Origin of the sequence: Leptolyngbya sp. ST-U4 (genome assembly GCF_039962215.1) — a bacterium.
Taxonomy (GTDB): Bacteria; Cyanobacteriota; Cyanobacteriia; order Elainellales; family Elainellaceae; genus Leptolyngbya_A.
On record NZ_JAMPKZ010000003.1, the window covers coordinates 92,422 to 118,608 of the forward strand.

Sequence of the window (26,187 nt, forward strand, 5' to 3'; positions counted from 1 at the left end):
TGCCGTTCAAGCAATAGTCCAAACCATAGTCCAAACGATTTTATACAAAGTTACCCATGTCTCACTTTAGCCAAATCAAAACCCAAATTCGTGATCTGACCTCGCTTCAGTCGGCGTTGACCGATCTGGGAATCGAGTGGAAAGCTGGTCCACAGCCTGTTCGCGGCTATCGTGGGCAGAGCCGGACCGCTGATGTTGTGATCGAGCAAGACAACGGTTACGACATCGGCTTTAGCCAGAATGATGCTCAGTATGAATTGGTCGCTGACCTGCAATACTGGCGGCAGCCGCTTTCGGTTGAAGGCTTTTTGAAGAGGGTAACGCAGCGATATGCTTACCACACAGTAATGAAGGAAACCGCTCGGCAAGGCTTTCAGCTGACCGAACAGCAGCAAAACCAGGATGGCTCGATTCGTCTGGTGCTGCAACGTTGGACTGCTGGCGCAGCCGTTTAATTGTTTCGAGGCACAATCCTAATTTCCGCGAGTTCTTTCTTGAGTGCGGATGCGATGACTGAATTTTCTCCGATGTCTGCGGCTTGGTCTTCTGATAGCCTCCCGACTGACTCCTCCGCTCCAAGCGGTTTTGAGCCCGAGCTGGGGGGACAGCTTCGAGATGCGCCTGAGCGAACTGGACTTGAACCCGAATTGGGCGGCGTAGTTCGTCAAAGAGGGGTTTATGTGGACGAAGTAACCTGCATTGGTTGCCTGCACTGCGCCCATGTTGCCCGCAACACGTTCTATATCGAACCCGATCACGGTCGCTCTCGCGTCATTCGGCAGGATGGCGATTCAGAAGAGGTGATTCAGGAGGCTATCGACACTTGCCCAGTAGACTGTATTCACTGGGTCGATTACACCGAGCTAAGGCGGCTTGAAGAGGAGCGGAAGTATCAGGTGATTCCGGTTGCGGGTTTTCCTGTAGATAAGGCAGTTTTAGCAGCGAAGCGACGGCAGAAAAAGAAGTCGTAACGCACTTCTATCGTCTTGGTTAAGGTCAGAAGAGTAGGTCATTGGGGAGCATAACGCTCCCTTTTTTGTTTTTGTCGCTTTTTGAAATTTTCGACTACAGTTCGACTACAGGAAGTTCAGCGGGTCCACATCGATTGTTAAGCTCACTCCGGTAGGACAAACCGATCGCAGTCCAGCAAAATCAAGCCTCATCTGGGAGTCGGGCGTGAGCTTGAGCAAAAGTTGCCAGCGATAGCGATTGGCAACACGGGCGATCGAGGCGGGGGCAGGTCCAAGCAGCTTGTCGTCGGGGTCGGAATAAATCGTGCGAAGATAGGCAGCGATTTCCATTGCAGTCTGCTGGACGATCGCTTCATCAAACCCGCTGAGCCGCAGCAGCAGCAGTCGTCCGTGGGGGGGATAGCTGAGCGCAGCTCGATACTCTAGCTCCGTTTGGACAAATGCCTCGTAGTTTTGTGCCTGCACTGCTTTAATCACCGGGTGCGGGGGCGAATAGGTCTGAAGCATGACTCGCCCTGGCTGTTCCCCTCGCCCTGCCCGTCCTGCCACCTGGGTGAGTGTCTGGAATGCCCGCTCGTTTGCCCGGTAGTCTGAGAGATAAAGCAAGCCATCTGCTGCGACAATTCCCACCAGCGTTACCTGGGGCAGGTCGATTCCCTTCGTGAGCATCTGGGTTCCCACTAGCACATCGGCTTCTCCCTGGCTAAAGCGAGTCAGCAGAGCGCGGTGTGCTCCTTTAGCGCGGGTCGTGTCGCTATCAAAGCGCAAACAGCGAAGCTGGGGAAACAGATGATTGAGTTCCTGCATAACGCGCTGTGTGCCGCTGCCGAAGTGTTTCAAATAAGGAGAATCACACACGGGACAGGTGCGCGGATGCCCTTGACCAAAGCCACAGTAGTGACAGCGCAAAGACTCATAGCCGCCGGGCTGAGGTTGGTGGTAGGTCAAAGAGACATCGCAGTGGGGACAGTCCAGCACATGACCACAGTTGCGGCAGGAGACAAAGGTGCTGTGCCCGCGTCGATGAATAAATAAAATTGCCTGCTGTTTCTGCTGCGGCAGTTCAGCAAGGGCAGACTGAAGCGATCGGCTAAAGATCGATCGATTGCCCTGGTGCAATTCTTCGCGCATGTCCACAACTTCGATCGGCGGCATCGGGCGGTCGTGAATTCGCTGGGGTAAGGAAAGATATAGAGTTTGGGTTCCGGGCTGTTCAGCGAAACCTTGAGCAACGGTTGAATGATTTGCCAGCCAGCTTTCCAGCGAAGGCGTTGCCGATCCCAGCACTAGAGGACAATTAATTTGTTCTGCTCGCCACTGAGCGACGGTACGGGCATGGTAGCAGGGCGCAGGCTGATCCTGCTTAAAGCTGCTGTCATGCTCCTCATCAAGAACGATTAATCCCAGCTTGGGTAAGGGCGCAAAAATTGCCGATCGCGTTCCGATCACCACTTGAGGACTGCCGCTGAGCATTTGCCGCCAGGTGTCGTAGCGTTCGCCGTCTGCTAGGGCACTGTGATAGACATAAACCTGCGAACCAAACCTTGCCCGGAATCGATCGGTTAGCTGCGGCGTCAAGCCAATTTCGGGAACCAGCACCAGCACCGATTTGCCACTCCGCAGTACTGGGTCGATCGCCTGAAGATAAACCTCGGTTTTGCCTGAACCTGTGACGCCATGCAGCAGCACCGTTGAATAGGTGCTTAAGGCGGTAATTTCAGCGCAAGCTTTTTGCTGGTTAGGATTCAGCTGCTTAGGTTGGTCGAAGGCGATTGTGCCTGATTCCCTTCGCAGCACTTCTCTAGCATGAATTAAAAGACAGCCTTTTTGCTCCAACGTTTTGATCACCGATGACGTAACCTGGCAGACTTGCAGCAGTTCGGTCAGCCACAGTTCACCACCGCTGCGCTTCAGCACGTCCAGAATTTCTTGCTGTTTAGGTGTCAGCGATATTGCAGGCAGATCGGCAACCAGAGTCACGGCACGTTGCTGTTTGGGACGAATGGGAGCAGGCGATTCTAAATAGCTTTCCACCCAGCCCCGACGCAGCAAATCGCGCAATCCTCGATCGGCTCCGCGCACCTGTCGCTGAAGATATTGCCAGGAATAATCGCCCTGTTTCTGCTGCTGAAGCAGTTCGAGCAATCGGCGAGCGATCGGCTGCAAGAATAAATCTGCCTCAGTTGGAATCGCTTCAGGTTTCAATCGGATGCGTCGCTGCGATCGTCCCAGTAATCCCGGCGGCAGGGCAACCCGGATCACCTGCATCAGTGGCGTGCAGTAATAGTCGGCAACCTGATTGAGTAACGACCAATATTCCGGCGGGAAGAAGTTTTGCGAGACGACTTCAGCGATCGATCGAATCGATGCCGCATCCAGGTCGGGAGGCTGACTAAGCAACCGAATAGCAATGCCGCCTACTTGCTGTGTCCCAAAGGGCACGCTAACCACATCTCCAGGCTGCACTTTGAGATCGTCAGGGATCTGGTAGGTATAGAGTCCCTGAGTTCCTGGACAATCCACCAGCACCTCAACCCACTGGAACGACCCGTAGGACACGTTTGCTTCAGCCGCAATTGGTAACTTTCCCGCAGCGGTGAGGGGGGTGTCAGGCATTGCAGCGACAACCCCAGTGGGGGAACTGCTTCGCAGTGGACGAACGGTTGGCATAAGATCAAGCGGCAGTGTTAAAGTAGCGCAGTAGTTGACGAATCACGCTGGATGTAGCAGAGTGTAGCAGTTTGGGGTGAGGTTGTTGCAGTTTAGCCAGTCTATCGAGATTTTGATACTGAAAAAACCGCAAATCTGCCTATAGATAGACACGCATCCAATTAGACTATGACTGACTTGATACATTATTCGGTCTTGCATCAGAATTCGGTCTTGCATCACTTGCATCAAAGGAGTTCGGGTGACTCAATTTGCCTTCTGCTCGATCGAACGGCAAGGGGTGAATTAAGGAAAGTGCTAATCTCCGATTTATTTAAGTTAACAAAGATGCCTCGTTTAGGCTTTGTAGAGCAACCTTTCTGCACGAATTGAAAAATAAAGACCATTGCTCTTGCCATTTGCCAGAAGCTTGCTATAGTAATCTCAACTTTACTCGCTCCGGTCAATGGCAACAGAATGAACGCTTTAGTAGTGTGATTCATTCAGCAGCGTTATAGAGCGCAACAATAATGGTGGGTGTCTCGGCTAAGTTCAAACTGATTAGGTTTTTGTTTGTCTATTTTCAGTAGAAAATTCGCGACGCAAGCACCGGTTCAAAAGGGCGCATTAGGTTACTCAGTCAGCAGTCAACAGCTTATTGCTTAACTCCCTCTAAAGTTAGGCTTAGCTCTGGCAAAGTTCCTGTAGATTAGCCTTAGCTAGAAGATATCGTGCGGAAAAGTTGAAACCCCTGTGGGGAGGGGCTTTAACCCATAATTAGCTTCTTAACGTGAGTAAACCGCATTTCCCTTGAAAATCTAATGGTTTGTAGGGTCAAATGGCTCGATCGCCCTTGGACAAATCCAGCAGGAAATAACAGTTCAAGATAGGAAAAATTAAATGATTCTTTAATTTGAAAAATAGTTTCAACTAAAACTTTTCTCGCAGCCTTCATTCGTTTTGTTAATTCTGTTACTTAAGCTTTTTATGAATTAAAGCTTCTCGCTTATCTCATCCTGCCCTTTGTAGCTTGTAATTTAGCTTGTAATTTCATCCTGACTCCGACAAACGCATGACAAATACTCTTATGGACATGACAGATTCCCTTCAGCTAATGACCTTTGACGAGCCCGATTTGCTGCATCAGACTCCAATTGACTTGCGATCGATCGAGCAGACCGAGTCGCAATCCACGGCAGAAAACGGCGGAGCCATGATTGAATTTGACTCTGAGGAAATCGAAGAGTTATTGACCAATCCTGCTTCGGGATACCGCAAAACGATATCTGACGATGCGGTGGGTGCTTTCTTTAAAGAAATGGCACGCTATCCGCTGCTGAAGCCCGACGAAGAAATCGAGCTAGCTCGACGCGTCAAGTTTCTGGCAGATGTGGAAACACTGCGAAACCGTTTAGAAAAGCAGCTCGGACATCCCCCGGTTAAATCAGACATCGCCGTTGCGCTAGAGCTTTCTGAACGGCAGCTCGAACATCGGCTGTATTTGAGCCGCGTTGCCAAGCGTAAAATGATTCGATCAAATCTACGGCTGGTGGTGTCGATTGCTAAACGCTATCTCAATCGCGGTGTCCCTTTTCTAGATTTGATTCAGGAAGGCGCACTCGGTCTCAACAGAGCCACCGAAAAGTTTGATCCCGATAAGGGCTACAAGTTTTCGACCTACGCTTACTGGTGGATTCGTCAGGGGATCACCCGCACGATCGCGAACGATGCCCGTACCATCCGCCTGCCGATTCACATCGTCGAAAAGCTAAACAAGCTGAAAAAAGCGCATCGGGAACTGCGGAAAGAACTCAACCGAAACCCCACCGAGACTGAACTGGCAGAATCCCTGGAAATGACCCCAGAGCAGTTGCGAAACTTGCAGCAGGTCCGTCGTCGATCGCTCTCGTTAAACCACCGAGTTGGCAAAGGCGAAGACACCGAACTGATGGAACTGCTGGAGGACAACAGCACCCAGTCGCCCGAAGCTCAAATGAGCGAATCGATGATGCGGCAAGAAATTTACTCGGTTTTGGGAGAAGTTCTGACCGAGCGGGAGCGGGACATTATTGCGTTGCGCTACGGCTTAACCACGGGCGAAACCCACACACTTGAAGAAGTGGGCGGCATTTTTAACTTGTCGCGGGAGCGGGTGCGCCAAATTCAGACTAAGGCAATGCGAAAGTTGCGTCGTCCTCAGGTGGCGGCTCGGCTCAAAAGCTGGCTGCGCTAAATCGGGAATTCTTCGAACAACAATCTTGGGCGGAACTGGGAATTTGTTTCAGACGATCGCGCAAACGCTAGCAATTGCTGAAATACTGGTTGAGGCGATTTGCAACCTGATCTCCCATGACTTCTGTTCAACCGTCTCAAACTGTTCTGATTCGTGCGGCACAGCCCGCAGACACAGCAGATATCTTTGCGCTGATTAAAGCTCTGGCGGAATATGAGAAACTGTCGCATCAGGTGACGGGCAGTCTTGATCTGCTCAAGCAGCATCTGTTTAGCGATCGTCCCTGTGTAGAAGCGATCGTGGCAGAGGTCGCCGGAAACTTGGTGGGATTCGCGCTGTTCTTCACCAACTATTCAACGTTCTTAACCAAGCCCGGAATCTACCTCGAAGATCTGTTTGTGCTGCCCGACTATCGCGGACTGGGCATTGGCAAAGCCCTCCTGTCTCACCTTGCCAAACTGGCGGTGGAGCGAGACTATGGGCGGCTGGAATGGAGCGTCCTCGACTGGAATGCTCCGGCGATCGGCTTTTACGAGCGGATGGGCGCAATGGTACTTCCCGACTGGCGAATCTGTCGCGTCACGGGCGAGGCAATCGATCGACTGGCACAGCAGGTTTAATCAATTCCCCCCTAAATCAACCCTTCCCGCTCGATCGTCTCAATCACCTGAAGCCCACGTGGATCGCCAACTCGCAGCATTGCTGAACGGGCATCTTCGCGCACGCCCATTTCCTCGTCTTCGGCGAAGGCTTCGATCAGGGCATCGATCGCCGTTGCATACACCACGTTTGAAGGCAGTTCGCGGCAAAGTTGACCGATCGACCAGGCGCAGTTACTTCGCACCGCCGCTACCGGATCGCGTCGCAGAGCTTCAATGAGAGGAGGCAGTGCGGTAATAATGGCTTCGTAGCCGATACTTGCCATTTGCGCCAGGGCACTCGCCGCCCAGAGCCGCACCGCAGAAATATCGGTTCTCAAGGCTCGCATCAAGGGTTCTAACGATCGACGATCGCGGCAGTTTCCTAGTGCCCAGACGATGCCTTTGCGGACATAGCCATTCCAATCGCGCTGAAGCTGATGAATCAACGGCTCTACAGCATCGGAACTGGGATTGCGCCCCAAGCCATAGGCAGCACTGACCCGAATCAGAGGACAGGCATCAGTAAGCAGGCAAATCAGAGCGGGAATGGCGCGATCGTCTTCGAGCTCGCAAAATGCACGGGCAGCCAGCATTTTCTGCTGGTTATTGTCAGAGTCCAGCAGCCGCAGCATCACGTCTGGATCAGGCTTTTCGGCTTCAGCGTCGATTGGCTCGATCGCATCTAGCGGATCAGTCTCCAGCTCAGCATTGAGTACGGTTAAGTCGTCGTTGTCATACATACTGCCACTTTACAGCAAAGCTTGCCCTGTCGTTTACGCTCGATCGGTAGGTCTATTCCGTCTGCTTAAACCAAAACGGTATATTGGAATCAGGCTAATCCGGCTCTGGTTGAGGTGATCTTTCCTGAGCAGGATGAGGCACTGTGTTGCGTCTGGTTGCAAATCTTATGATTTGTCTGCTAGCCGCCGCTTTACGATTTGACTGAGACCCCTTGCAAACCCAGCCGTTCTAAGCAACTCTGTGCAACAACCCTCCTGCTGACCGATTGCGAGTCGTGCGAAGCTTTGTAAGGAAGCTGCTTCTTGTACCTCGACCTGTTTTCCGTAGGGATCGACAAAGTACTGCCAATGAGCCTCCAAACTTCCGTTCTGGAAGAGTTATTGCAGATCGCGCCCCAACTGCGACCCCAGCTTTACTTCAAGTCCTCCCTGACTGCCCTTTCGCACGCAATGGAGGATCAAGTCCTGGCGGGCGGATCAACTTCTTCACTGGTGATTGCCAGCTTCCAGCGTGAGCGATTTTATCGCCAGGAGGCACACCGCTACGAACGCATTGCTGCTCTGACGCCCCAAGTATATGTGCTGGCTGCACCTGAAACCAGTTTTACAAGCGCATCGAGAGAATATGAAACGATCGCCTTTGAGCCAGACGATCGCCTCAGTCAGGAATGGCACCTGGTGGTGATTGGGCAGCAGTATGCGGCTTGTTTGCTTTGTCAGGAACGCTATCCCGCTCCTGTTACCAGTCGAGGAGAGGCGGCAGGCATGGATCAAACGCGCCGCTTTGAGGGCATCTGGACGTTCGATCGCCAGGTGAGCGAGCAGGCAGCAAAACTCTTGTTGAACCGCATTCAGGTTTATCGACCGGAACTAAGCGAAAAAATTGAGCAGGCAAAAGAAATGTTCCTGACCCACCCCCTGCCGACCGAAGGACTGGGGGTTGACCCCGATCCGTTTGCTCAGCGACTGGTGACTTATTTGCAGGCGGGACAATACAAATTGCTCAAGGCATACCGATCGATCGCTGCCCAGGAACGACGAGAACGATTGGTGAATTCGATTACGTCTGCCATTCGTCGATCGCTCGACCCCAACGAAATCTTTAAGGTGGCAGTGGCGGAGCTGGGACAGGCGATGGAAGTCTGTCGCTGTGTGCTGTATCGCTGCCGGGCAACGGATACGACGACGACGATTAGCTACGAATATCGATCGAATCCATCAATCCGTTCACTGATGGGCGAGGAATGGTTACTGAGCCGTAATCCCCTGTTTCAGACCGTCGCGCAAAAGCAGGAAAGCCTCTCGGTTCCCAATACCCAGGATTCAACGTTTGATTTCTCCCCGATTCAGACCCGGCTCGATCGCTGGCAAATTCGCTCGTGGCTAATGGTTCCCGTGGTGTATCAAGGCAAGCTGCTCGGCATGATGGAACTGCATCACTGCAAGAGCGAACCGCACGCCTGGACTCATGATGAAATCGGCATGGTTGAGGCGATCGCCACACAGCTTGGTGTCGCCCTGATTCAGGCAGAATCCTATGCCAACCTGGAAGACCTGAACCAGCAGCTTGAAGCATTGGAGCGCACCCGCAGCAACCTGATCGCCATTACTGGACACGAGCTGAGAACGCCGCTTTCTACGATTCAGGTCTGTCTGGAAAGCCTGGTGAGCGAACCGGATATGATGCCCGAACTGCGGCAGGTGATGCTGAATACGGCGATGACCGATGCCGATCGCATGAGAAAGCTGATTCAGGACTTTCTCACTTTGTCGCGGCTGGAAAGCGGACGAGTCGAGTGGCATTTGGAGCCGATCGCTTTGGAGGAAGTCGTTAGCCTGGCGTTGAGCAGCATTCGCACCCGCCAAGCAACCGAAGAACTGCCGCGCATCACCGCAGAAGTGCCGATCGAGCTGCCCCCGGTGAAGGCAGACGGCGAATGGCTAGTGGAAGTGTTATCGAAGCTGCTGGATAATGCTTGCAAGTTCACCAACCCGGAAGGCGAAGTGACTATCGAGGCAAAGCCCAACGGCGGCAAAATGCTGGAAGTGACGGTTATCGATACGGGACGCGGCATTGAACCGAATCGATTGGAGGCAGTCTTCGATCGCTTCTATCAGGAAGAAGGGGCACTGCGACGCACTGCAGGCGGCACGGGCTTGGGGCTGGCAATTTGTCGGCAGATTGTGCTGGGCTTGGGCGGTAAAATTTGGGCAGAATCGGCAGGACGCGACCAGGGCAGCCAGTTTCATTTCACGCTGCCGATCGCCCAGGAAAAGGAACCTCCCCCTCCCCCCGCCAAGCCTCCTCGCAGCTCCAAATCTTCGCGATCGAAGTCGAGCGATCGACGGGCGGCAATGAGTTAGTCATTCAAAGTCCCCTATTAATGGGGATTTAAGAGGCAATGCAGCACCTCGGATACTGCTCCAACATTCTTTCAAGCTTTAACCGCAAGTCTATGAGTCTTCGTCCTTTCCACGTTGCATTTCCCGTTACTGACCTGGCAGCAACCCGCAATTTCTACGAAACCCTGTTGGGTTGCTCGATTGGGCGCACCTCCGATCGCTGGATTGACTTTAATTTTTTTGGGCATCAAATCACCGCTCACCTGGCTCCGTCTGCCACAGGGACACCCACGAATCCTGTAGACGGCAAAAATGTTCCGGTGCAGCACTGGGGCGTGATTCTGGAAATGAACGAATGGCAAATACTCGCCGATCGTCTCACCCAGCAGGGCATTGAATTTATTATCAAACCCTATACTCGCTTCAAGGGAGAAGTGGGCGAACAGGCAACAATGTTTTTTCTCGATCCGAGCGGCAATGCGCTGGAATTTAAGGCGTTTGCTCAGGATGAGGCGATTTTTGCCCGGTAGTGAGTGAGCAAGTGAGCGGCTGAGTCTTTATCAGGGAAGGTCGGGACAGGTGAACTGGTCTTCAACTGCGGTCAGCGTGACTTCCTGAGTTTCGTTTGATGGGAGGAGCGTCTTTTGCAGTCGGAGGGTAGCGTCGGTTAGTTCCAGAAATTCTAAAACTTGAGCCTCCTCTGGCGATTGCTCCGTCACCTTCTGAGCGATTCGCACAAGGTAAAACTGTTAAAAGGACGATCATCTCGTTCCTTAACCAAGGAGTTTTCGAGCTGTGTTCAAGCTCCTGAAGTAGCCCCGTTTATGCTGGAGCTAATGCTGTCGTCAAAAGCTCCGCAAGTGGCGCGGCGATGGTTAAAGGGGATAATTGCCTGAATCATGCACGAATTGAAGCAATACTGAACGCTCTGAGGCAAAGCAAATTAGACAGTTCCCAGCCGTTCATTGTGGCAGTTCAGGCTCAGATCGATCGTGCTGCAACCGATTCCTTTGCCTGGAAACTGTTTGAACTCTGGTTAGAAGGCGCACCTTCCAGAGAAAACTGGGCGATGATGGCAGTCGGCCTGCCGCTAATGCAAATTAACGGCATTGCTCGCTGCACTCGGTCAGCCGTCCGAAACCATAAAATTTGTCCCGGGTCGAGTTTGTCTGGGTAGTCAGGGCTTAGTCATCGCGCCCATTTCCCTAATCCTTCAACGATCGGGCAACAGAATCATGCTCCAGCCCTGGGTCACGCACTCCTAGCTATCCCCCCATCCCCTTCCTCCCCTCCTCATTTCCTCTCTCCCCTCCCTCCAGCTGCTAAATCCACTGTCTAACCCGTAGGCGAGTCTGCCCGCTTCACGCTAGGATCAATGTGACAGTTACCCGAAGTGTCTCTCATGTTTATGGACGAATTGACCCCTGTAATCCGCGAACTTGCCGGACATCCGATCGCCTTTCTGGGAGGTTTTGTCTCTGGGCTACTGCGGCTCAATCTCGCAGACGATCCGGTTAAGAGCTGGCTTGAGCAGCAGTCTGGTGTCACGCTCACACAAAGCACGCCGTCAAACCAGACCAATGGCAACGGAAACGGTCCTCAGCAAATTTCGATCGATTAAAGCACCAGCTTGGAAGGGATTAGCCTTCCGATTGAGGATTTGTTAGAGGATTTGCTAAACGAGATGCTGCACTGCTCTTTCCTGATTGATTGCACTAGGCAGAGATCATCGTTTAGGCAATCAGAAAATCGCAAAAATGATCGATCGCCACACTTTTCCTAACCTGTGTTTATTCATGGCAAGGGGGATATGCTATTCAGACGGCGATCGATTTTTGTATTTGCATTCCGATTTGTATTTGCATTCCAATTAAATGCTAGGTTGAAGTGCTGTATTGAACTGAATGACAAAAGGTTGAGCAGTGAGCAGTACAGTTATTTCTTGATGGCATGAATGCGTATAACGATTTTAACTATCCGGCTAATATGGGGCTGCTCATTAGGCAGCTATTAGCTGACCCTAAATGTGAAGACCCCAAGCGTCTGGAGCGTTTTGGATTTAAGGCGTACTTCCAGAACGATGAGGACGGAATCATTCAAGAAATTTTTCAAAGAATTGGAATTAAACACCATGCATTCATTGAGTTTGGTGTGTGCGATGGCTTAGAAAATAACACTGTTTACCTGCTTTACTAGAGGTGGGGAGGACTGTGAATTGATGCCAGTCAGAAGCTTTGCGAGATCATTGCAAAAAGCGTTCAACCTGTTGTGCCCATTGCTCTCACAGTCGTCAATCAATTCATTACTGTAGAAAACATAAACGATTTATTTGTTCAAAATGGTTTCGAGGGTGAAATCGATTTGCTTTGTATTGATATTGATGGTAATGACTACCATGTTTGGAATGCCATTGAGTCTGTTTCTCCACGGGTCGTTGTCATTGAATACAATGACAAATTTCACCCTCCTGTGAACTGGACTATTGCCTATAACCCTGCTCATGAATGGCGAGGGACTGATTATTTTGGTGCGTCTCTCAAAGCTTTAGAAATCTTGGGTTTAAAGAAAGGCTACAGGCTTGTTGGCTCCAACCTTGCTGGTGTTAATGCTTTCTTTGTGCGAGAAGATTTAGTCGGCGATCGCTTCGCCGCACCATTTACCGCAGAAAATGACTATCACCCACCGCGATACTACTTACTGCCGTTCTACAGCCAATTAGGACATCAACCCGATTCTGGAGAATGGGTAGAAGGTTAAGAAGCGTTTAGTAGCCGATTAAGGCTCCAGGCAAGGCTTCAAATTGAGGTTTCAAACAGTGACTCGCGTCTGAGAAGCCTCAGGAACTGTCTTAAGCAGAAATGACTTAAGCAAAGGGGTAGAGCAACTCTCCCATCCAGCTTTCGACCTGATGACGCAGACGAGCCGAAGGATGGTGTGACTGTCCTTTCGTTGCGGGCAGTGCTTCGATCGCCCGATGATAGTCTCCAACGGCACAGTTCCAGTCGCCCCGCAGGTGATAAGTCCGTCCTCGCTCGGCGTAGATATGTCCTTCCAGGCGACCCAGACAAAGCGCCAGCTCAAAGCTTTCCAGGGCACGATCGTACATCTCTAGTTCCCGGAACGTGATTCCCTGATTAATCCAGACTCGGACATTGGCAGGGTTCAAATCGAGGGCAACATCGTAGTCCAAAATTGCCTCCAGGAATTGACCCTGAGCCGCATAGTAGTTCGCCCGGTTGTTGTATGCACTGTCTAGCTGCGGATTGAGTTCGATCGCCCGGTTGTAGTCCTCGATCGCCGCCTCAAGCTGTCCGCTCTGGAAGTAAACCAAGCCCCGGTTGCTATAGTCGCTTGCGCTATTGGGGTAACGCTCGATCAGTTCGCTGAACAGGGCAACCGCAATATCAAAATGCCCTTGCTGCGCCTGGGTCAGTGCCTCCTGCCGCAGAAGTTGGTCTTGCTCTGCGCGACTAATGGTTGGCTGGGTATGAGAAAAATCTGCTGTTCGCTGTTTTCTGGTGAACCTGGACTGCCAGCGTCGCTGAAGAGGACGGTTCACGCTGCAATCGGGTATTCCTGATCCAGTTGGGCAGGGCGTACGGTTATCCCGTGAGGGGGACTGCTTCCCATTAGTTCTTTTACTTTGGCTGGCGAAAGTGCGTATATTCATGCCATCCTCACAGTTGCTAAAGCTCGTGGAGCCAAACGGATTTGAATCTCAAGATCAGTCTCTAAGTTTTGGATGTTTGAAACATCCTTCTATAGGTCACTTAATAAGCTGTCCATCGTACGAGTTTAAGGTTGAAACTACGGAAATCAAGGGAGGCTCTCGAATCTTGACAATCTCCCGCAAACGGGTCGCTAGGTAGAGTCCGTAAGGATTTCACGGCTAGTTCGTGCTTCTATCTCTATCAGTAGTATTGCGGAGTAAACCTGCGTTTTCTATAAAAGTTTAAGGAAGTCTAAATTATTTCTCTTAAGCTGCGATAAACCTTTTGTTTGACTAAAACCTGGAGTGACTTTTTAAGCTGAACAAAATTGTTAATTGCCTTCCTCATGCGATCGCCTCCAGGCAAGAATTGTTCCGCATTGCCTGACGCTGAGACGAATGAGTGTGTTCCACTTTGTGTTCTTGCATTCTTTTGTGTTCCTGCATTTTGTAGAAATCAGCACAGCGAACCCTTCTGACCGTAGAATCTTTAAAGCTTGCCTGAAACATATTTTTTTGCACCGCTTCCTTTGTCTTAAACAAAAAACTGCGCCGCGTTTTCTGAGAACAAGGGGAAAATAGTGTAAAGTTTTATCTCAGTGCATCCTGCTCGTTCCTGCGAATGGGCCTGCGAACGAGGGCAAGTCGCTCAATTTAGCTGTAAGGAGAAAACAGACGATGTCGGAGGCAGTTCAGCCCCTGACTGTACCGAGGGAATTCCTGGGCGCGCCGAGGGCATGGAATCCAACGCTGCTCATGTTCCTGGTTTCAGTAGTCATGGCAATCCTATCCACGATTGGCTATTGGTGCTGGCACGTCCCCGACTGGATCTGCTTTTGCGCCAATGTTCTTGCGCTCCACATGGTGGGCACAGTCATTCACGATGCATCCCACAACGTTGCCCATAGCAATCGAATTGTGAATGCACTGATGGGTCATGGCAGTGCCCTGCTGCTGGGATTTTCCTATCCGGTTTTTACCCGCGTCCACATGCAGCACCACGCCAATGTAAATGACCCAGAGAACGATCCCGACCACTATGTGTCTAGAGGCGGTCCGCTCTGGCTGATTTCGGCTCGCTTCTTCTACCACGAAATTTATTTTTTTAAGCGACGGCTGTGGCGCAAATATGAGCTTCTAGAGTGGGCAGTCGCTCGGCTGATTGTGATCACGATCGTCGTCCTGGGGATACAGTACGGCTTTGTTGGCTTTATCTTTAATTTTTGGTTTATTCCTTCGGGCATTGTTGGTCTGGCTTTGGGGCTGTTCTTTGACTACCTGCCTCATCGTCCCTTCCAGGAGCGCGATCGCTGGAAGAATGCGCGGGTCTACCCCAATCCAATTCTGAACGTGCTGATTATGGGGCAGAACTATCACCTGATCCACCATCTATGGCCCTCGATTCCCTGGTATAAGTATCAGCCTGCTTATCGAGCCACAAAGCCACTCCTCGACGCAAAAGGCTGCCATCAGACTTTAGGTTTGATGAAAGGCAAGGATTTCTGGAATTTCATTTACGATGTTTTTCTCGGAATCCATTTCCACAGCCATAAGCTTACTGCTGACTCGGCAAAGGCTGAATCTGCTTCTATCACCTCAATTCAGGATAAGTCGCATCAATCAGCAGCATAGCGATTTTGGCTGCCGATTCTGGCTGCATTAGGGGGAATGGGTCGTCCGAAGAAAGCGAAGGACATCTCACTCCCCTCTTTTCTTGTTTCCGGCTCTCCATCCTCAGCTCTGCTTTCCATCTCTCTCCTAAGTCGTAGTCATTACAACTTTGCTTAAGCTATATTAAAAAATAGCTAAGATTAGTTGTCTAAGGACTCAGCCCTATGATCAAGGTTGTTGGTATTGGCGGCAGTTTGAGAGCTGATTCTTACAGTCAGCAAGCCTTAGAAATTGCAATGGAGCGAATTGAGGCGTTAGGCGCTGAAGTCGAGGTTTTAGACTTACGAGAGCTAGATCTTCCCTTTTGTGATGGTGGCAAAGACTATCCTAACCATCCAGACGTTGAGAAGCTGAGGGATGCAGTCCGTGAAGCAGATGGGATTATTCTGGCAACCCCCGAATATCACGGCAGCATTAGCGGTGTGCTGAAGAATGCGCTGGACTTGATGGGCTTTGAAGAATTCTCTGGCAAAGTAACGGGCTTTATCAGCGTTCTGGGTGGACAGTCGAACAGCAACGCCCTGAATGATCTGCGAATTATCATGCGCTGGGTTCATGCCTGGACGATTCCTGAACAGGTGGCGATCGGACAAGCCTGGAAAGCGTTTAATCAGCAGGGTGAACTTGTTGATTCTGATCTCTCGAAGCGATTAGACGCCTTTGCTCAAAGCCTGCTGGAAAACACCCACAAGCTTCGCAGTTTGCCTGAGCGTGAAATGGCTTCTGTTTAGGGTTTCCTTATCCCTATTTCCTGTAAGAGCATAATCAGGTTGTTGGGGCAGTTGCCAATCTGCCCTCTAACCGATTATCAGCAGTTTTCTAACACTGGGGCAAGCCGATGACTCATTGCTTCCAGGCTGTAATGCTCCCTGCACCGCTCCCTGGCACGCCGACCCCGATCGATCGCCTCCGCAAGATTGGCAAAGATGTGGGTGATCTCAGCCGCAAGCTGAGTGGGGGAACTAGAATCAACGAGATAGCCCGTATTCCCTAGGATCTGTGGAATATCACCGACACGAGTAGCCAGAATCGGTTTTGCCATTGCCATGCCGTCAGTAAGCTTTAACGGAAACTGAGCCTGGGCTGCTGGCGTGTCTCGCTGGGGGACAACCACAATATCGCTGGCGGCGATCGCCTCTGGCATTTTTTCATGCGAAAGCGCGGGTAATTTGATCAGCCATTGTCCCCATCGCTGCATCAGGTGACTGTCGTAATCGTCGTAGGGACTGCCGCCCACAATCACTAACCGTAAGTCGGGCTGGTTGAGCTGCTCTAACGCCATCAAAATATCTTCAACCCCTTTGTAGGGGCGAGGTGCGCCCGGAAACATCAGCACTCGATAGTCAGAAAGTCCAAAGTGCTGTTTAGCCGCTTGAGCGTCATACCGCTGCGGGTCGAACAATGATATATCCTTGCCGTTGGGAACGCACGTGCCGCCGAAACGGTGCTGGAGAAATTGGGTATGAACTGTTACGGCATTCGCATGCGAGACAAGCTTCTCGATCCAGCTTAGATAAAGCGGATGATCAGGCTGTCGCAAAGCACCCTTCGGTTTCAACACATCTCTAGCAAACTGTTTTAGCGTCGGGCAGTATTTCCAATCTTCTCCGCCATGCCAGCTTAGCTCCCAGTCATCAATGTCCAGGATCAGAGGGCGGCGTGTTTTCAAACGATGAAGCAGGGAAATTCCAAAGCTTGTAGGCTTCGGTTTGTAGGCATAGATAATATCGCCATCAATTTGCTTCATGAGATGACGCGCAGACTGGAAGAATTTGGGATAATCCGTTGGCGCGATCGTCACAATCGGCAAGTCAACTGTATAAGCGATCGCAGGGTCATCGCCAAATCCAAAAATTTTGACGCGATGTCCCAATTGCCGTAAAGCTTGAGCCAGTAGGAACGGACGAACGCCTCCACCCCAGCGACCAGCACCACTTTTTGATAAGTCACTGACTACAAGTGAGACGGTTGGCTTGGTTGTACGACGCTGAAAATCCATAAGTTTTAATGTTGAATTGCTGCGTTAGGTGATGGATGCCAACTTAGGTTAAAAAATGGCATCACTGGGGTTGATTTAGGCGAACTCTTTGATTAGCTCTAGGATTCCCTGGAGTTTGAGGAGATTACCGAGAAAAAGTGAACCTGAAAAAAACAGTGCATCCTTCCCAAAGAACGCACTGGCGCAGTAAGAACTAATGTCTCTAAACTTCTCTAAACTGAAATATATTCAAATCGAACTCTCAAATCTAATCAATCAGATGTAAATGCCCTGTTTGAACGTCATCGAAAAGACGATTAATCTGTCGCCTTTCTGCCTCGCTAAGTGATGTATCTGCCAGAATTACAGAAGTTAGATAAAAATAATCTTTGCAGCTGATCTGTTGGGTTAACCTGGTGCGATTGATCAATCGTCGAGCAGCTTCGGCTGATTTTTGAGCTGTAACGCGAACCATTCTATACCCCTACTCCTACCGTAACTGATGGCAGGACGTTTAGATTTGAGTTGAAGCTGATATGAATTAAAGCGAAATCAAATTGGTTGCCTTTGCCCGTTCTTCTATTCCGCAAAAGGCTTCTTTCTCACAGGCAAAGAGAGGGTGAGAATCCTGTAAAGCCTCAATTAACTTTAGCAGGCCAATTTTTCGGAAACCTGAGCGAAAATACAGAAAGAACTGTGTGAACCCTGGACTCAGTAATGCAAATTCACCGACTTCCTGCCCTATCTGATAACTATATTTTTGTGCTGCATGATCCCAATTCTCAGACTGCTGCCGTAATTGATCCGGCTGAAGCAGAGCCAGTTCTACGCTGTTTAAGCAACCTGAATGCGAGACTAGTCTCGATTTTGAACACCCATCACCACAGTGATCATGTAGGAGGCAATGCTCAGCTTCTCCGAACTTTTCCAGAGGCGATCGTTCACGGTGGAGCATCCGATCGAGGCAGAATTCCTGGACAGCAAATATTTTTGCAGGAGGGCGATCGAGTGACATTTGCTGATCGATCGGCGGAAGTCCTGGACGTGCCGGGACACACCAAGGCTCATATTGCCTATTACTTCGCGCCTGTTCATCCCGGAGAACCCGGTGAACTGTTTTGCGGCGATACACTATTTGCGGGCGGCTGTGGCAGGCTGTTTGAAGGCTCTCCGATGCAGATGGTGAATTCCCTGACCAAGATTCGATCGCTCCCGGATGATACGCGCATCTGGTGTGCCCATGAATATACGCAGAAAAATCTTCAGTTTGCGTTAACGGTGGACGAGCAAAACCAGGATTTACAGCATCGCGTAGCCCAGGTTAATCAGTTAAGAGGACGATCGGAAGCAACGATTCCCTCACTGCTGGGGGAAGAAAAACGGACCAATCCCTTTCTACGCTGGGATCAGCCTGTCCTTCAAATGAAGGTCAAAAGCCATGACCCAATTCAAACCTTCGCTCGACTGCGAGGCATGAAGGATCAGTTCTAGGGTGATGCAAATCTAGGATGACGCAAAGCAGTTTTCCCTACCGGGAATCGTCTCAACCCCTTGCTTCATCTCCCCATTCACTCACTCTTAAAGCAATTCCACCGTCACAGGGGCATGATCGCTCGGTTTCTCCCAGCCACGAGGCACAATATCTACTGCACAAGTCTGGGCACGATCGCGCAATTTCTCTGAGAGATAGTGATGGTCGATGCGCCAGCCGCGATTCCGCTGAAAGCCGCCCGTGCGGTAGTCCCACCAGGTAAATTGCCCGTCCTCATGAAACTGACGGCAGCCATCTGTAAATCCCAGGTCGAAAACCGATCGCTGAAGTGCCTCTCGTTCTGCTGGCGAGGACATAATGTGAGTGTCTTTGCCTTTGGGGTCGTAGATGTCCCGGTCTTCGGGGGCAATGTTGAAGTCTCCGCACACCAGGATTTCAGCGTGATCGGTTTGCCAAGCCTTGAGGTAGTCGCGCAGCACGGCAAGCCAGTTTAGCTTGTATTCGTATTTTTCGCTGCCGACTTCTGAGCCGTTAGGCACGTAAAGATTCACAATGCGAATGCCGTTTAGAACGCCGCTAATGACTCGCTTTTGTGCCTCAAAAGATGCTGCGGAACTACCAACGACTTCAGCAAAGCCAATGCTGACAGCTTCCAGAGGGGTGCGGCTAATCAGAGCAACGCCGTTATAGGATTTCTGTCCTGAAATGTAAGTGTGATAGCCCAGGTCTGTAAAGATCGATCGCGGAAAGTCTTCATCGACAACCTTGGTTTCCTGGACGCACAGCAGATCAACTTCGCTGGATTTGAGCCAGGTTTGCACCTGATCAAGGCGCGATCGAATCGAGTTGACATTCCAGGTGGCAATCTTCATGGCACTCTCTCTAGGGCAGTCCGGGCAGCAAAAAACAGCCTTCCTAGCTTACGGCAATTCGGGCTGTTTGAGGACGCCGAAGCAGCTCCTAAGCTGTTTGCGCCATTGAGCCTGTGACTTCTGTAAATTGGATAATGTCCTGACGTGGGTCAACGTAGGACACTTTGATTTCCAGCCGATCGCCCACTTCAACCGATCGGTTAAACCGCATTGCCATTTCCAGGCCCAAGTCTTCGATCAGCACCAGTCCCAGATTCTCGTGTTCGCGCAGCCAGCGCAGCATTAGCACTTGCCAGACCACATCGGCATGGCGACGCAGATACTCTAAGCCCCAGTAGCGATTCGTTTGTCGCTCGACCAGGGTGGATTCGTAGGCAGTGTTGCTAACTGATTGAATCAGTTCCTGGGCTTCTTCGGGCGAGAAGGGCAGCGGTGCACCCCGCAGGTGTGCCTTGATTTGAAAATGTGCCAGCAGATCGGCATAGCGGCGAATGGGGGAAGTGACCTGCGTATAGTTGTTGAGCCCGAGGCTCGCATGGCGGGCAGGCGTCAAACTAACTTCGCTACGAGGCATACAGCGACGAATCGCGCAGTAGCGCACGGGTCCGGCGGGAAGCTGCATGAGCTCTTCTTCTGGAGGCAATTCGGGCTGGGGTTGTCCCCGAAAAGGCAGCGGCAGATGGTGTTCTTCGCCATAGCGTCCGGCAACTTCTCCGGTCAGGATCATCATTTCGGCGACCAGATTGCGCGAGAGCGAGTCATCCAGTACGTCGATCGTAATCTCGTCGTCTCGCACTTTGATCGAAGATTCGGGCATCCGAATGCTGATTGCCCCCTGAGACTGTCTCCAGGCGTTGCGTCGCTTTGCCCAGATTGAGATTGCTTCGATTTCGGGTTCTGCCTCAACCTGTAATTCCAGCATTTCGTCTACATCTTCATAGGTGAGGCGGTAGGTGGGCTTGATCAAGCTGGGATGAATTTCGTATTCTTCGATCGCCCCCATCTCGTCCAAAATCACACCAAAGCTGAGCGCGGTACAAACCTGCCCCTGGTTGAGGCTCATTGGGCCGGTTGCCAGCTCGGACGGAAACATTGGGATCATTCCCGTGGGCAGATAAACTGTGGTGCTGCGGCGGCGGGCTTCCAGATCCAGGTCGTCTCCGGGCATGACCCAGCGCGTCGGGTCGGCAATGTGTACCCAGAGCCGGTGTCGTCCGTCTGGCAAAAACTCGACACTCACCCCGTCATCAATTTCGCGGGTGCTTTCGTCGTCGATTGTATAAACTTTGAGCTGAGTCAGGTCAAGCCGATCGCGGTCTGGGTCAGGCGGCGGTGATGCAATGCGACTGTGAGCCATTTCAAGTACCCTTTGAGCGAATTGGGTTGGAATCTGGCTCCGCCGCAAGAACAAGTTTTCGTGGGGACTCCAGAGGCGAAGGTCTACCAAAAGCTGAAAAGCAGCTTGGGCGGTTTCCGGTTTACCCAGTGCAGACAGGGTTTCCAGAGCTGGGGTGCGATGTGTGGCTTCTTCACCTAACAGCGCGAACCGTTCAAGGGCTTCTAACCGGGGACGATCGCTCACCTGCCATTCTATCGATTCTCCGGTCAGGGCTTGTTGTAAGCGTGACAAAAATCCCTGCCATTCCTGGACTCGCTGTGCCTCGATCGTGGCTTGATGCTTGAGTTCATTCACCTGGGCAACGGGTCGCGGCTCGTAGCGATCGCCCTTTTGCTTAAAGTAAAGCTTGTCTTCGGAGAGTAAATAATAAGCCGCATAGCAAAGCGATGGGCTTGTGTCGGAGAAAAGGAGCATTGCCATTGTTGCGGGTTCGACTGCTTCTCCGTCTTCCACGAGCAGTTCCCAGGCAACTTCCAAGCTAGAAGGATCAAGATAGGGCTGAATCGACTGCCAGAAGCCGGAAATCTCTTTGGACTGATAAGCTTCTCTGGCGATCGTATAGGTGATTTGACGAGGATGCAGCGTGTGGGACTGTCCTCGCTCATCAAGGACGATCAAATGCTTTTTTCCTTCGGGGCGATCGACTACCGCCAAGCGGCGCGGTCGTCCTTTCTCCGGCTGATCGCCTTGCAGTCGAAATTCAACTAAAGTGCCCTTTTCCATGTGTGCTGTGACGAGGGTTGTAAGCGTAGGGAATTTTCCCACTATCAGCATATCGGGATAGAATCCCCTCCACCCACACCCGAATCCACTAACCTTCCTGATTCACGAACGGCAGGAGCGCGAGAATGCGTGCCCGCTTGATTGCTTGAGTCAGATCGCGCTGCTGTTTGGCAGTCAGACCCGTAATCCGGCGAGGCAGGATTTTTCCTCGTTCGGTGACGTATTTGCGGAGCAGATCAACATCTTTATAGTCGATCGGATCACCAGGCTTGATCGGAGAGACGCGGCGACGAAAGTAAGTCATAGGTCAAGATTTGCTTTATCTGTAGAAGAAATTAGAAAAAATCAACGGTCAACAGTGAGTCCAGGATTCAGGCAAGAAATTACTTAATTTCTTTGTGAGCCGTGTGACGGTTGCAGTGGGTGCAGAACTTTTTCAGTTCGAGTCTGCCAGTCGTGTTACGGCGGTTCTTCTGCGTGGTGTAGCGAGACACCCCGTAGGAACGCTTGTCTGGGTTGCTACGGCATTCCGTACATTCCAGAGTGATAATAATTCGGACACCTTTAGCCATAGTTGGAACGGTTTCTACCGGGCGCGACGATTAGACACAAATTCTTATTATTTCATACGAATCCAAGCTTGTGCAAGAAAACGCGAAATCCTGCTAAAACTTATGCTCTCTGCTCAAGACGCTGAAGCTCTGATTTTGAACCTGACCCAGCCGCTCGACCCAGAAAGCGATCGGGAAATGGTCGATTTACCCGCTGCTGCCGGACGCATTCTTGCTGCCCCAGTCACAGGAACGCAAGATTTTCCTTATTGGGATAACTCTGCAATGGACGGCTATGCAGTACGGCATCAGGATGTGGCTCAGGGAAGTGCAGAAGATCCGGTGATGCTGGAAATTGTCGAAGAAATTCCGGCAGGGAGTGCGCCGCAGAAAACGATTCAGCCCGGACAAGCTGCGCGGATTTTCACAGGTTCGATGCTGCCTCTGGGGGCGGATACGATCGTCATGCAGGAAGACACCCAGCCAGAAGGCGATCGAGTAAAGATTTTCACTACCCCTCAACCTCAAGCCTTTGTGCGACATCGAGCCGCTTTTTATCAGGCAGGGCAACCTTTATTAAATGCAGGCATTCGGCTGGGAGCGGCAGATATTGCAGTGCTGGCGACGGCTCAGTGTCTTCAGGTTCCGGTGTATCGATCGCCCCAAGTTGCAATTCTTTCCACAGGAAATGAACTCGTTTCGCCCGATCGCCCGCTTCAGCCCGGACAGATTGTAGACTCGAATCAGTACGCGCTTGCTGCGCTGGTGGCTCAAATGGGAGCGAAGCCCCTGCCTCTCGGAATTGTGCCCGATCAGCCGGAAGTCCTGAAAGAAAAAATGGCTGAGGCGATCGAATCTGCGGATCTCGTGCTGTCGTCGGGGGGCGTTTCGGTTGGGGATTATGATTATGTTGATCGCATTCTGGCAGAGTTGGGGGCAGAAATTCATGTGCGATCGGTCGCGGTCAAGCCCGGAAAGCCGCTAACCGTTGCCACCTTTCCTAAAGCCAATTCAAGCCGTCCGGTTCTCTACTTTGGACTTCCCGGAAACCCCGTCTCTGCGCTGGTGAGCTTCTGGCGATTCGTGCAGCCTGCGCTTCGTAAGTTATCCGGTTTACAGGCAGGATGGCAACCTGCGATCGTTCAAGGAAAAGTGCTGCAAGACTTGCGATCGGATGGTAAGCGGGAAAGCTATGTGTGGGGACAGGTGCAGTTGAGCGCGGGTGAATTGGCTTTTGAAGTCGCAGGGGGAGCGCAGAATTCAGGCAATCTGATCAATCTGGCACAGACGAGTGGGCTAGCGATCGTACCCGTAGGGACAACTCGTATTGCTGCTGGGGAATCCGTATCAATTTTGCTGGTGAATGGCTTGAGCTAAATGATTAAACTGAAGGAAAAGCTTCCTGCTATTCAGGTTTTGGTAGTTGGGTGATGTGTCCTACCTTGCCCCCTGAATTCCCCACTTTTAGGGGACTTTGAGACTGGATTTACCTTTTTTCTTTCCATTGCCTTCTCTTCCCATTGCCCTCCATGACGCAACTTCCCGATCGAGTCCGGCAAAGCAATTTTCTCAATCAGGTCATCATCGATCGCACCACGACTGAAGAACTGGGGCGGGTCGAAGTTCTGTGGATGTATGTGCCGAAGCATCGAGTGCTGGGGTTTGTGGGGAAAAGTGGGTTGCTGGGCAACAAGAAATTTGCCTTCAAGCTAGAGCAAGTGCAAGCTATTGGCGAAGGGGGGATCGTGACGCAGGGACAGCCCGAAACAACGACACCCGATCGCGTTAAACGGCTTGAGTCTTTGATGCAGCACGAAGTTTGGACGGAAGGCGGGGAACGGCTGGGGAAAGTAACCGATTGTGTGTTTAACCTGAAAACGGGCGAAATTACGCATTATCTCTTCGTTTCTAGCGATATTTCTGGAATTCTGGGCAGTATCTATCAGGTTTCGCCCCGATGGATTGGTAGCATTGGCGAGAAGCGAATTTTGCTGTCGGTGACTGCGATCGTTGAACCTTATCAGGAAAGCCTGCCGCAAAAGATTACGAAAACGGCTGAAACTCTGAAAGAAGAAGCGGTGCAGGAATGGCGATCGATCACTGAAAAAGCCACGGGACAGATCAAGCAAATTCGATCGCAGGTGAAGGAGCGAGGTCAGGAAGTTTCAGAGCGGCTGCGAGAAGAGGCACAAACGCTGGCAGAACGGGCGAAAGAGCAGAGTCAGACCCTGGCAGAGCAGGTCAAGGAACAAAGTCAAATCCTCAGCAGACAGCTTGAGGAAGGAATTCAAACCCTGACTGTGCAGGCGGAAGAAATCTTCGATCGCAGCGATGAACCAGAGACGCGCCAGTATTCCTATGAAGAAGCCGATTTCGATTGGGACTGGGATGAACTAGACGAGGAACCTTCTGGCGATTACCCCGAAGGGGAAACTGCTTTGCATCGCAATCCTCAAGACCAATCCGCTTCTCAGCGCAGTCGGGGCTTTAATACGTTTGTCGATGCGGACCCGTTTTCTGTGCAGGGGAATCGCGTTCCGTCTCACTCCTGGCAGCCAGGAACATCGAATACGAGCGGGGTAGAAGATCCCGGTAATCCGTTTGATTCCAATGCGATCGACGATTTTGACTTCGATGATGATTTCTGGAGTGATGAGCCTGCGTCTTCTGCACCCGTCACCCCAAAGCCAGCCTCCGAAAAGAGCCAGCCTGCTGTTCAAGAAGGTCGCCCTCTGGTTCCGCCCCTTGTCCCTCCGCCTCATCCGATGACCCCGAAGGAGGAACAGTTGCCCACTGCCGATGCTGACGACTTGGACGACGAACCCTGGATCTAATGTCGTGAAGGCGGTAAAGTCTCTATGTGAATCTACGCTGCTTCTGCCATGGGCCACGCTTCTTCTACGGTCGAGATCCGCTCTGTTCAAACCCCACAGGATCAGGAATTATTTCTGGATGTGCCTACCAGAGTTTACAAGGGCGATCGAAACTGGGTTCCGCCTTTTCGCAGCAGCATTGCCAAACAACTTGCGCCGGATAATGCGTTTCGGCAGTACGGCAGGCTTCAGCAGTTTATTGCAGTGGATTCGCAAACCCAGGAAGCAGTTGGTCGGATTGTCGCGGCGGTAAATGATCGCCTGATTGAACGCGAAGGGCAACCGATCGGACTGATGGGCTATTTTGAGTGCATCAACGACTTTGACACAGCAGAGGCTTTGCTGAAAGCGGCTTGCGACTGGCTGCGAGAACAGGGAATGACGATCGTGCGGGGACCGATTGATTTGTTTACCCACAATCGCTGCCTGTTTCTGGTGCATGGCTTTGACACGCCGCCCACAATCATGATGCCCTACAACCCGCCCTATTACCCGGAGTTTGTAGAAAAGGATGGCTGGCACAAAGCGAAAGATGCTTATGCCTATGACTTTCCGATTGCAAGCGTTCTGCCGGAGGAGTTTGAAAAAGCATACCGAATCGCCACCAAAGCCGGGATCACGTTTCGCCCGATTCGCACCAAAGGCGCAGCATTCGAGGAGGACGCCATCAGCGTCTACAACCTGACAACGCAAATGTTTGCCAATAACTACAGCACCACACCCCGCCCTCAAGAGGAATTTCTGGAAGAAGCTCGATCGATGCAAACCCTGATCGATCCCGATGTGTTCCCGGTGGCAGAGCATGACGGCAAGATGATTGGCTACTGGTTTGGTTTACCGGACTACAATATCGCCCTGAAGCACGTTAACGGCAAACTCGACCTCTGGGGCACGCTGAAATTTCTCTGGTATCGCCGCAATATTGATCAGGGACGGGTGCTCCTGTTCTGCTGTTTACCTGAATACCGCCGCCAAAGGGTTCCCCTTGCGCTAATTTACCTGGGCTTGCAGGGCGGTCTGAAAAAAGGCAAACCCTATAAACGCGCAGAGCTGGGGCACGTTTACGAGGACAATATGCCCTCCCGCAAACTGATCGAGGCAACAGGCGGCAAAATCTACAAAACCTACCGGATTTATGAAAAAAGTTTAGGGTAGATATGCTGCTCAATCCGCCAAGACGCACTTCTCTAAAGACTCACAAAACTGGGACGATGTTCAAGACCTGGAACATCTTGTCAAAGACAAACGATCTGAAAAACGGGCAGCTTCTGCCAAAGGACATGGGATGTAAAGGTTCGGAATGATGCGTTACGGCTTCGTCTCACCTATCCTCTAGGTTATT

At 51.4% G+C, this 26,187-nt stretch carries 26 protein-coding genes; 16 read left to right on the plus strand and 10 right to left on the minus strand.

Annotated features, from left to right (window positions below; genetic code table 11):
- The first annotated feature begins 56 nt into the window (after window positions 1-56).
- Window positions 57-455, plus strand: a complete 399-nt coding sequence (locus NDA02_RS07810) for a DUF1257 domain-containing protein (RefSeq protein WP_190792267.1) — start codon at window positions 57-59, stop codon at window positions 453-455.
- Between the two features lie 72 nt (window positions 456-527).
- Window positions 528-971, plus strand: a complete 444-nt coding sequence (locus NDA02_RS07815) for a ferredoxin (protein WP_190792269.1) — start codon at window positions 528-530, stop codon at window positions 969-971.
- A 105-nt stretch (window positions 972-1,076) separates the two neighbouring features.
- Here NDA02_RS07815 and priA read toward each other — a convergent pair whose 3' ends face one another.
- Window positions 1,077-3,641, minus strand: a complete 2,565-nt coding sequence (priA, locus tag NDA02_RS07820; protein ID WP_348247463.1) for a primosomal protein N' — start codon at window positions 3,639-3,641, stop codon at window positions 1,077-1,079.
- A gap of 1,051 nt (window positions 3,642-4,692) precedes the next feature.
- Between priA and NDA02_RS07825 the strand changes: the two genes are divergently transcribed.
- Together NDA02_RS07825 and NDA02_RS07830 are read left to right on the plus strand one after the other, a co-directional pair.
- Window positions 4,693-5,853, plus strand: a complete 1,161-nt coding sequence (locus NDA02_RS07825) for an RpoD/SigA family RNA polymerase sigma factor (protein ID WP_277879058.1) — start codon at window positions 4,693-4,695, stop codon at window positions 5,851-5,853.
- A 116-nt stretch (window positions 5,854-5,969) separates the two neighbouring features.
- Entirely contained in the window at window positions 5,970-6,473 is a 504-nt protein-coding gene (locus tag NDA02_RS07830; RefSeq protein WP_190790820.1) for a GNAT family N-acetyltransferase, read from the plus strand.
- Window positions 6,474-6,484: 11 nt separating this feature from the next.
- Here NDA02_RS07830 and NDA02_RS07835 read toward each other — a convergent pair whose 3' ends face one another.
- Window positions 6,485-7,234, minus strand: a complete 750-nt coding sequence (locus NDA02_RS07835; protein WP_190790821.1) for a HEAT repeat domain-containing protein — start codon at window positions 7,232-7,234, stop codon at window positions 6,485-6,487.
- A 348-nt stretch (window positions 7,235-7,582) separates the two neighbouring features.
- On the opposite strand from NDA02_RS07835, the gene NDA02_RS07840 reads away from it, so the two are divergent.
- A complete protein-coding gene (locus NDA02_RS07840; RefSeq protein ID WP_190790822.1) occupies window positions 7,583-9,598 on the plus strand; it encodes a DICT sensory domain-containing protein in 2,016 nt (671 codons plus the stop codon).
- 92 nt (window positions 9,599-9,690) lie between these two features.
- Window positions 9,691-10,107 carry a VOC family protein gene (locus tag NDA02_RS07845; protein WP_190790823.1) on the plus strand — a complete coding sequence of 139 codons (417 nt, stop codon included), beginning with the start codon at window positions 9,691-9,693 and terminating at the stop codon, window positions 10,105-10,107.
- Window positions 10,108-10,137: 30 nt separating this feature from the next.
- Here the strand turns inward: NDA02_RS07845 and NDA02_RS07850 are convergent, their stop codons facing one another.
- Entirely contained in the window at window positions 10,138-10,314 is a 177-nt protein-coding gene (locus NDA02_RS07850; RefSeq protein ID WP_190790824.1) for a hypothetical protein, read from the minus strand.
- Between the two features lie 134 nt (window positions 10,315-10,448).
- On the opposite strand from NDA02_RS07850, the gene NDA02_RS07855 reads away from it, so the two are divergent.
- From NDA02_RS07855 to NDA02_RS07870, 4 genes are all read left to right on the plus strand, one after another.
- Window positions 10,449-10,754: a hypothetical protein gene (locus NDA02_RS07855; protein ID WP_190790825.1), complete on the plus strand. Its 306-nt coding sequence runs from the start codon at window positions 10,449-10,451 to the stop codon at window positions 10,752-10,754.
- 225 nt (window positions 10,755-10,979) lie between these two features.
- Complete coding sequence (locus NDA02_RS07860) at window positions 10,980-11,198, plus strand: hypothetical protein (RefSeq protein ID WP_190790826.1); 219 nt, start codon at window positions 10,980-10,982, stop codon at window positions 11,196-11,198.
- A gap of 329 nt (window positions 11,199-11,527) precedes the next feature.
- A complete protein-coding gene (locus NDA02_RS07865) occupies window positions 11,528-11,773 on the plus strand; it encodes a hypothetical protein (protein WP_190790827.1) in 246 nt (81 codons plus the stop codon).
- A 72-nt stretch (window positions 11,774-11,845) separates the two neighbouring features.
- A complete protein-coding gene (locus NDA02_RS07870; RefSeq protein WP_190790828.1) occupies window positions 11,846-12,334 on the plus strand; it encodes an FkbM family methyltransferase in 489 nt (162 codons plus the stop codon).
- Window positions 12,335-12,440: 106 nt separating this feature from the next.
- Here NDA02_RS07870 and NDA02_RS07875 read toward each other — a convergent pair whose 3' ends face one another.
- Window positions 12,441-13,136 carry a tetratricopeptide repeat protein gene (locus NDA02_RS07875; protein ID WP_199296419.1) on the minus strand — a complete coding sequence of 232 codons (696 nt, stop codon included), beginning with the start codon at window positions 13,134-13,136 and terminating at the stop codon, window positions 12,441-12,443.
- A gap of 495 nt (window positions 13,137-13,631) precedes the next feature.
- Complete coding sequence (locus tag NDA02_RS07880; protein WP_190790830.1) at window positions 13,632-13,829, minus strand: hypothetical protein; 198 nt, start codon at window positions 13,827-13,829, stop codon at window positions 13,632-13,634.
- Between the two features lie 135 nt (window positions 13,830-13,964).
- Here NDA02_RS07880 and crtR point away from each other — a divergent pair, with 135 nt between their 5' ends.
- Together crtR and NDA02_RS07890 are read left to right on the plus strand one after the other, a co-directional pair.
- Entirely contained in the window at window positions 13,965-14,918 is a 954-nt protein-coding gene (crtR, locus tag NDA02_RS07885) for a beta-carotene hydroxylase (RefSeq protein ID WP_190790831.1), read from the plus strand.
- A 203-nt stretch (window positions 14,919-15,121) separates the two neighbouring features.
- On the plus strand, window positions 15,122-15,688 hold the full coding sequence (locus NDA02_RS07890) for an NADPH-dependent FMN reductase (protein ID WP_190790832.1): 567 nt from the start codon (window positions 15,122-15,124) through the stop codon (window positions 15,686-15,688).
- 77 nt (window positions 15,689-15,765) lie between these two features.
- Here NDA02_RS07890 and NDA02_RS07895 read toward each other — a convergent pair whose 3' ends face one another.
- The gene (locus NDA02_RS07895; RefSeq protein ID WP_190790833.1) at window positions 15,766-16,956 is read right to left on the minus strand and encodes a glycosyltransferase; all 1,191 of its coding nucleotides are present in this window, start codon (window positions 16,954-16,956) and stop codon (window positions 15,766-15,768) included.
- A 696-nt stretch (window positions 16,957-17,652) separates the two neighbouring features.
- Between NDA02_RS07895 and gloB the strand changes: the two genes are divergently transcribed.
- A complete protein-coding gene (gloB, locus tag NDA02_RS07900; protein ID WP_190790834.1) occupies window positions 17,653-18,426 on the plus strand; it encodes a hydroxyacylglutathione hydrolase in 774 nt (257 codons plus the stop codon).
- Between the two features lie 87 nt (window positions 18,427-18,513).
- On the opposite strand, the gene xth is transcribed toward gloB, so the two are convergent.
- The 4 genes from xth to rpmG form a co-directional block, all read right to left on the minus strand.
- A complete protein-coding gene (xth, locus tag NDA02_RS07905; protein WP_190790835.1) occupies window positions 18,514-19,299 on the minus strand; it encodes an exodeoxyribonuclease III in 786 nt (261 codons plus the stop codon).
- Window positions 19,300-19,387: 88 nt separating this feature from the next.
- A complete protein-coding gene (locus tag NDA02_RS07910) occupies window positions 19,388-21,421 on the minus strand; it encodes a ribonuclease R family protein (protein WP_348254748.1) in 2,034 nt (677 codons plus the stop codon).
- A gap of 88 nt (window positions 21,422-21,509) precedes the next feature.
- A complete protein-coding gene (gene rpsR, locus NDA02_RS07915; protein WP_088892805.1) occupies window positions 21,510-21,725 on the minus strand; it encodes a 30S ribosomal protein S18 in 216 nt (71 codons plus the stop codon).
- A gap of 79 nt (window positions 21,726-21,804) precedes the next feature.
- Window positions 21,805-21,993, minus strand: coding sequence for a 50S ribosomal protein L33 (rpmG, locus tag NDA02_RS07920; protein ID WP_190790837.1), 189 nt, complete (start codon window positions 21,991-21,993; stop codon window positions 21,805-21,807).
- A gap of 102 nt (window positions 21,994-22,095) precedes the next feature.
- Here rpmG and glp point away from each other — a divergent pair, with 102 nt between their 5' ends.
- The 3 genes from glp (at window position 22,096) to NDA02_RS07935 (ending at window position 26,000) form a co-directional block, all read left to right on the plus strand.
- Window positions 22,096-23,349 carry a gephyrin-like molybdotransferase Glp gene (gene glp, locus NDA02_RS07925; protein WP_190790838.1) on the plus strand — a complete coding sequence of 418 codons (1,254 nt, stop codon included), beginning with the start codon at window positions 22,096-22,098 and terminating at the stop codon, window positions 23,347-23,349.
- Between the two features lie 152 nt (window positions 23,350-23,501).
- On the plus strand, window positions 23,502-24,806 hold the full coding sequence (locus NDA02_RS07930) for a PRC-barrel domain-containing protein (protein WP_190790839.1): 1,305 nt from the start codon (window positions 23,502-23,504) through the stop codon (window positions 24,804-24,806).
- A gap of 48 nt (window positions 24,807-24,854) precedes the next feature.
- Window positions 24,855-26,000 (plus strand): hypothetical protein, encoded by a 1,146-nt coding sequence (locus tag NDA02_RS07935; RefSeq protein WP_190790840.1) that lies wholly within the window; start codon window positions 24,855-24,857, stop codon window positions 25,998-26,000.
- The last annotated feature ends 187 nt before the right edge of the window (window positions 26,001-26,187 follow it).

Excerpts from the sequence above, each read along its gene's own strand:
- NDA02_RS07810 (WP_190792267.1), top strand. The coding sequence starts at position 57 with ATGTCTCACTTTAGCCAAATCAAAACCCAAATTCGTGATCTGACCTCG.
- NDA02_RS07815 (WP_190792269.1), top strand. The coding sequence starts at position 528 with ATGTCTGCGGCTTGGTCTTCTGATAGCCTCCCGACTGACTCCTCCGCT.
- priA (WP_348247463.1), bottom strand. The coding sequence starts at position 3,641 with ATGCCAACCGTTCGTCCACTGCGAAGCAGTTCCCCCACTGGGGTTGTC.
- NDA02_RS07825 (WP_277879058.1), top strand. The coding sequence starts at position 4,693 with ATGACAAATACTCTTATGGACATGACAGATTCCCTTCAGCTAATGACC.
- NDA02_RS07830 (WP_190790820.1), top strand. The coding sequence starts at position 5,970 with ATGACTTCTGTTCAACCGTCTCAAACTGTTCTGATTCGTGCGGCACAG.
- NDA02_RS07835 (WP_190790821.1), bottom strand. The coding sequence starts at position 7,234 with ATGTATGACAACGACGACTTAACCGTACTCAATGCTGAGCTGGAGACT.
- NDA02_RS07840 (WP_190790822.1), top strand. The coding sequence starts at position 7,583 with ATGAGCCTCCAAACTTCCGTTCTGGAAGAGTTATTGCAGATCGCGCCC.
- NDA02_RS07845 (WP_190790823.1), top strand. The coding sequence starts at position 9,691 with ATGAGTCTTCGTCCTTTCCACGTTGCATTTCCCGTTACTGACCTGGCA.
- NDA02_RS07855 (WP_190790825.1), top strand. The coding sequence starts at position 10,449 with ATGGTTAAAGGGGATAATTGCCTGAATCATGCACGAATTGAAGCAATA.
- NDA02_RS07860 (WP_190790826.1), top strand. The coding sequence starts at position 10,980 with ATGTTTATGGACGAATTGACCCCTGTAATCCGCGAACTTGCCGGACAT.
- NDA02_RS07865 (WP_190790827.1), top strand. The coding sequence starts at position 11,528 with ATGAATGCGTATAACGATTTTAACTATCCGGCTAATATGGGGCTGCTC.
- crtR (WP_190790831.1), top strand. The coding sequence starts at position 13,965 with ATGTCGGAGGCAGTTCAGCCCCTGACTGTACCGAGGGAATTCCTGGGC.
- NDA02_RS07890 (WP_190790832.1), top strand. The coding sequence starts at position 15,122 with ATGATCAAGGTTGTTGGTATTGGCGGCAGTTTGAGAGCTGATTCTTAC.
- NDA02_RS07895 (WP_190790833.1), bottom strand. The coding sequence starts at position 16,956 with ATGGATTTTCAGCGTCGTACAACCAAGCCAACCGTCTCACTTGTAGTC.
- gloB (WP_190790834.1), top strand. The coding sequence starts at position 17,653 with ATGCAAATTCACCGACTTCCTGCCCTATCTGATAACTATATTTTTGTG.
- xth (WP_190790835.1), bottom strand. The coding sequence starts at position 19,299 with ATGAAGATTGCCACCTGGAATGTCAACTCGATTCGATCGCGCCTTGAT.
- NDA02_RS07910 (WP_348254748.1), bottom strand. The coding sequence starts at position 21,421 with ATGGAAAAGGGCACTTTAGTTGAATTTCGACTGCAAGGCGATCAGCCG.
- rpsR (WP_088892805.1), bottom strand. The coding sequence starts at position 21,725 with ATGACTTACTTTCGTCGCCGCGTCTCTCCGATCAAGCCTGGTGATCCG.
- rpmG (WP_190790837.1), bottom strand. The coding sequence starts at position 21,993 with ATGGCTAAAGGTGTCCGAATTATTATCACTCTGGAATGTACGGAATGC.
- glp (WP_190790838.1), top strand. The coding sequence starts at position 22,096 with ATGCTCTCTGCTCAAGACGCTGAAGCTCTGATTTTGAACCTGACCCAG.
- NDA02_RS07930 (WP_190790839.1), top strand. The coding sequence starts at position 23,502 with ATGACGCAACTTCCCGATCGAGTCCGGCAAAGCAATTTTCTCAATCAG.
- NDA02_RS07935 (WP_190790840.1), top strand. The coding sequence starts at position 24,855 with ATGGGCCACGCTTCTTCTACGGTCGAGATCCGCTCTGTTCAAACCCCA.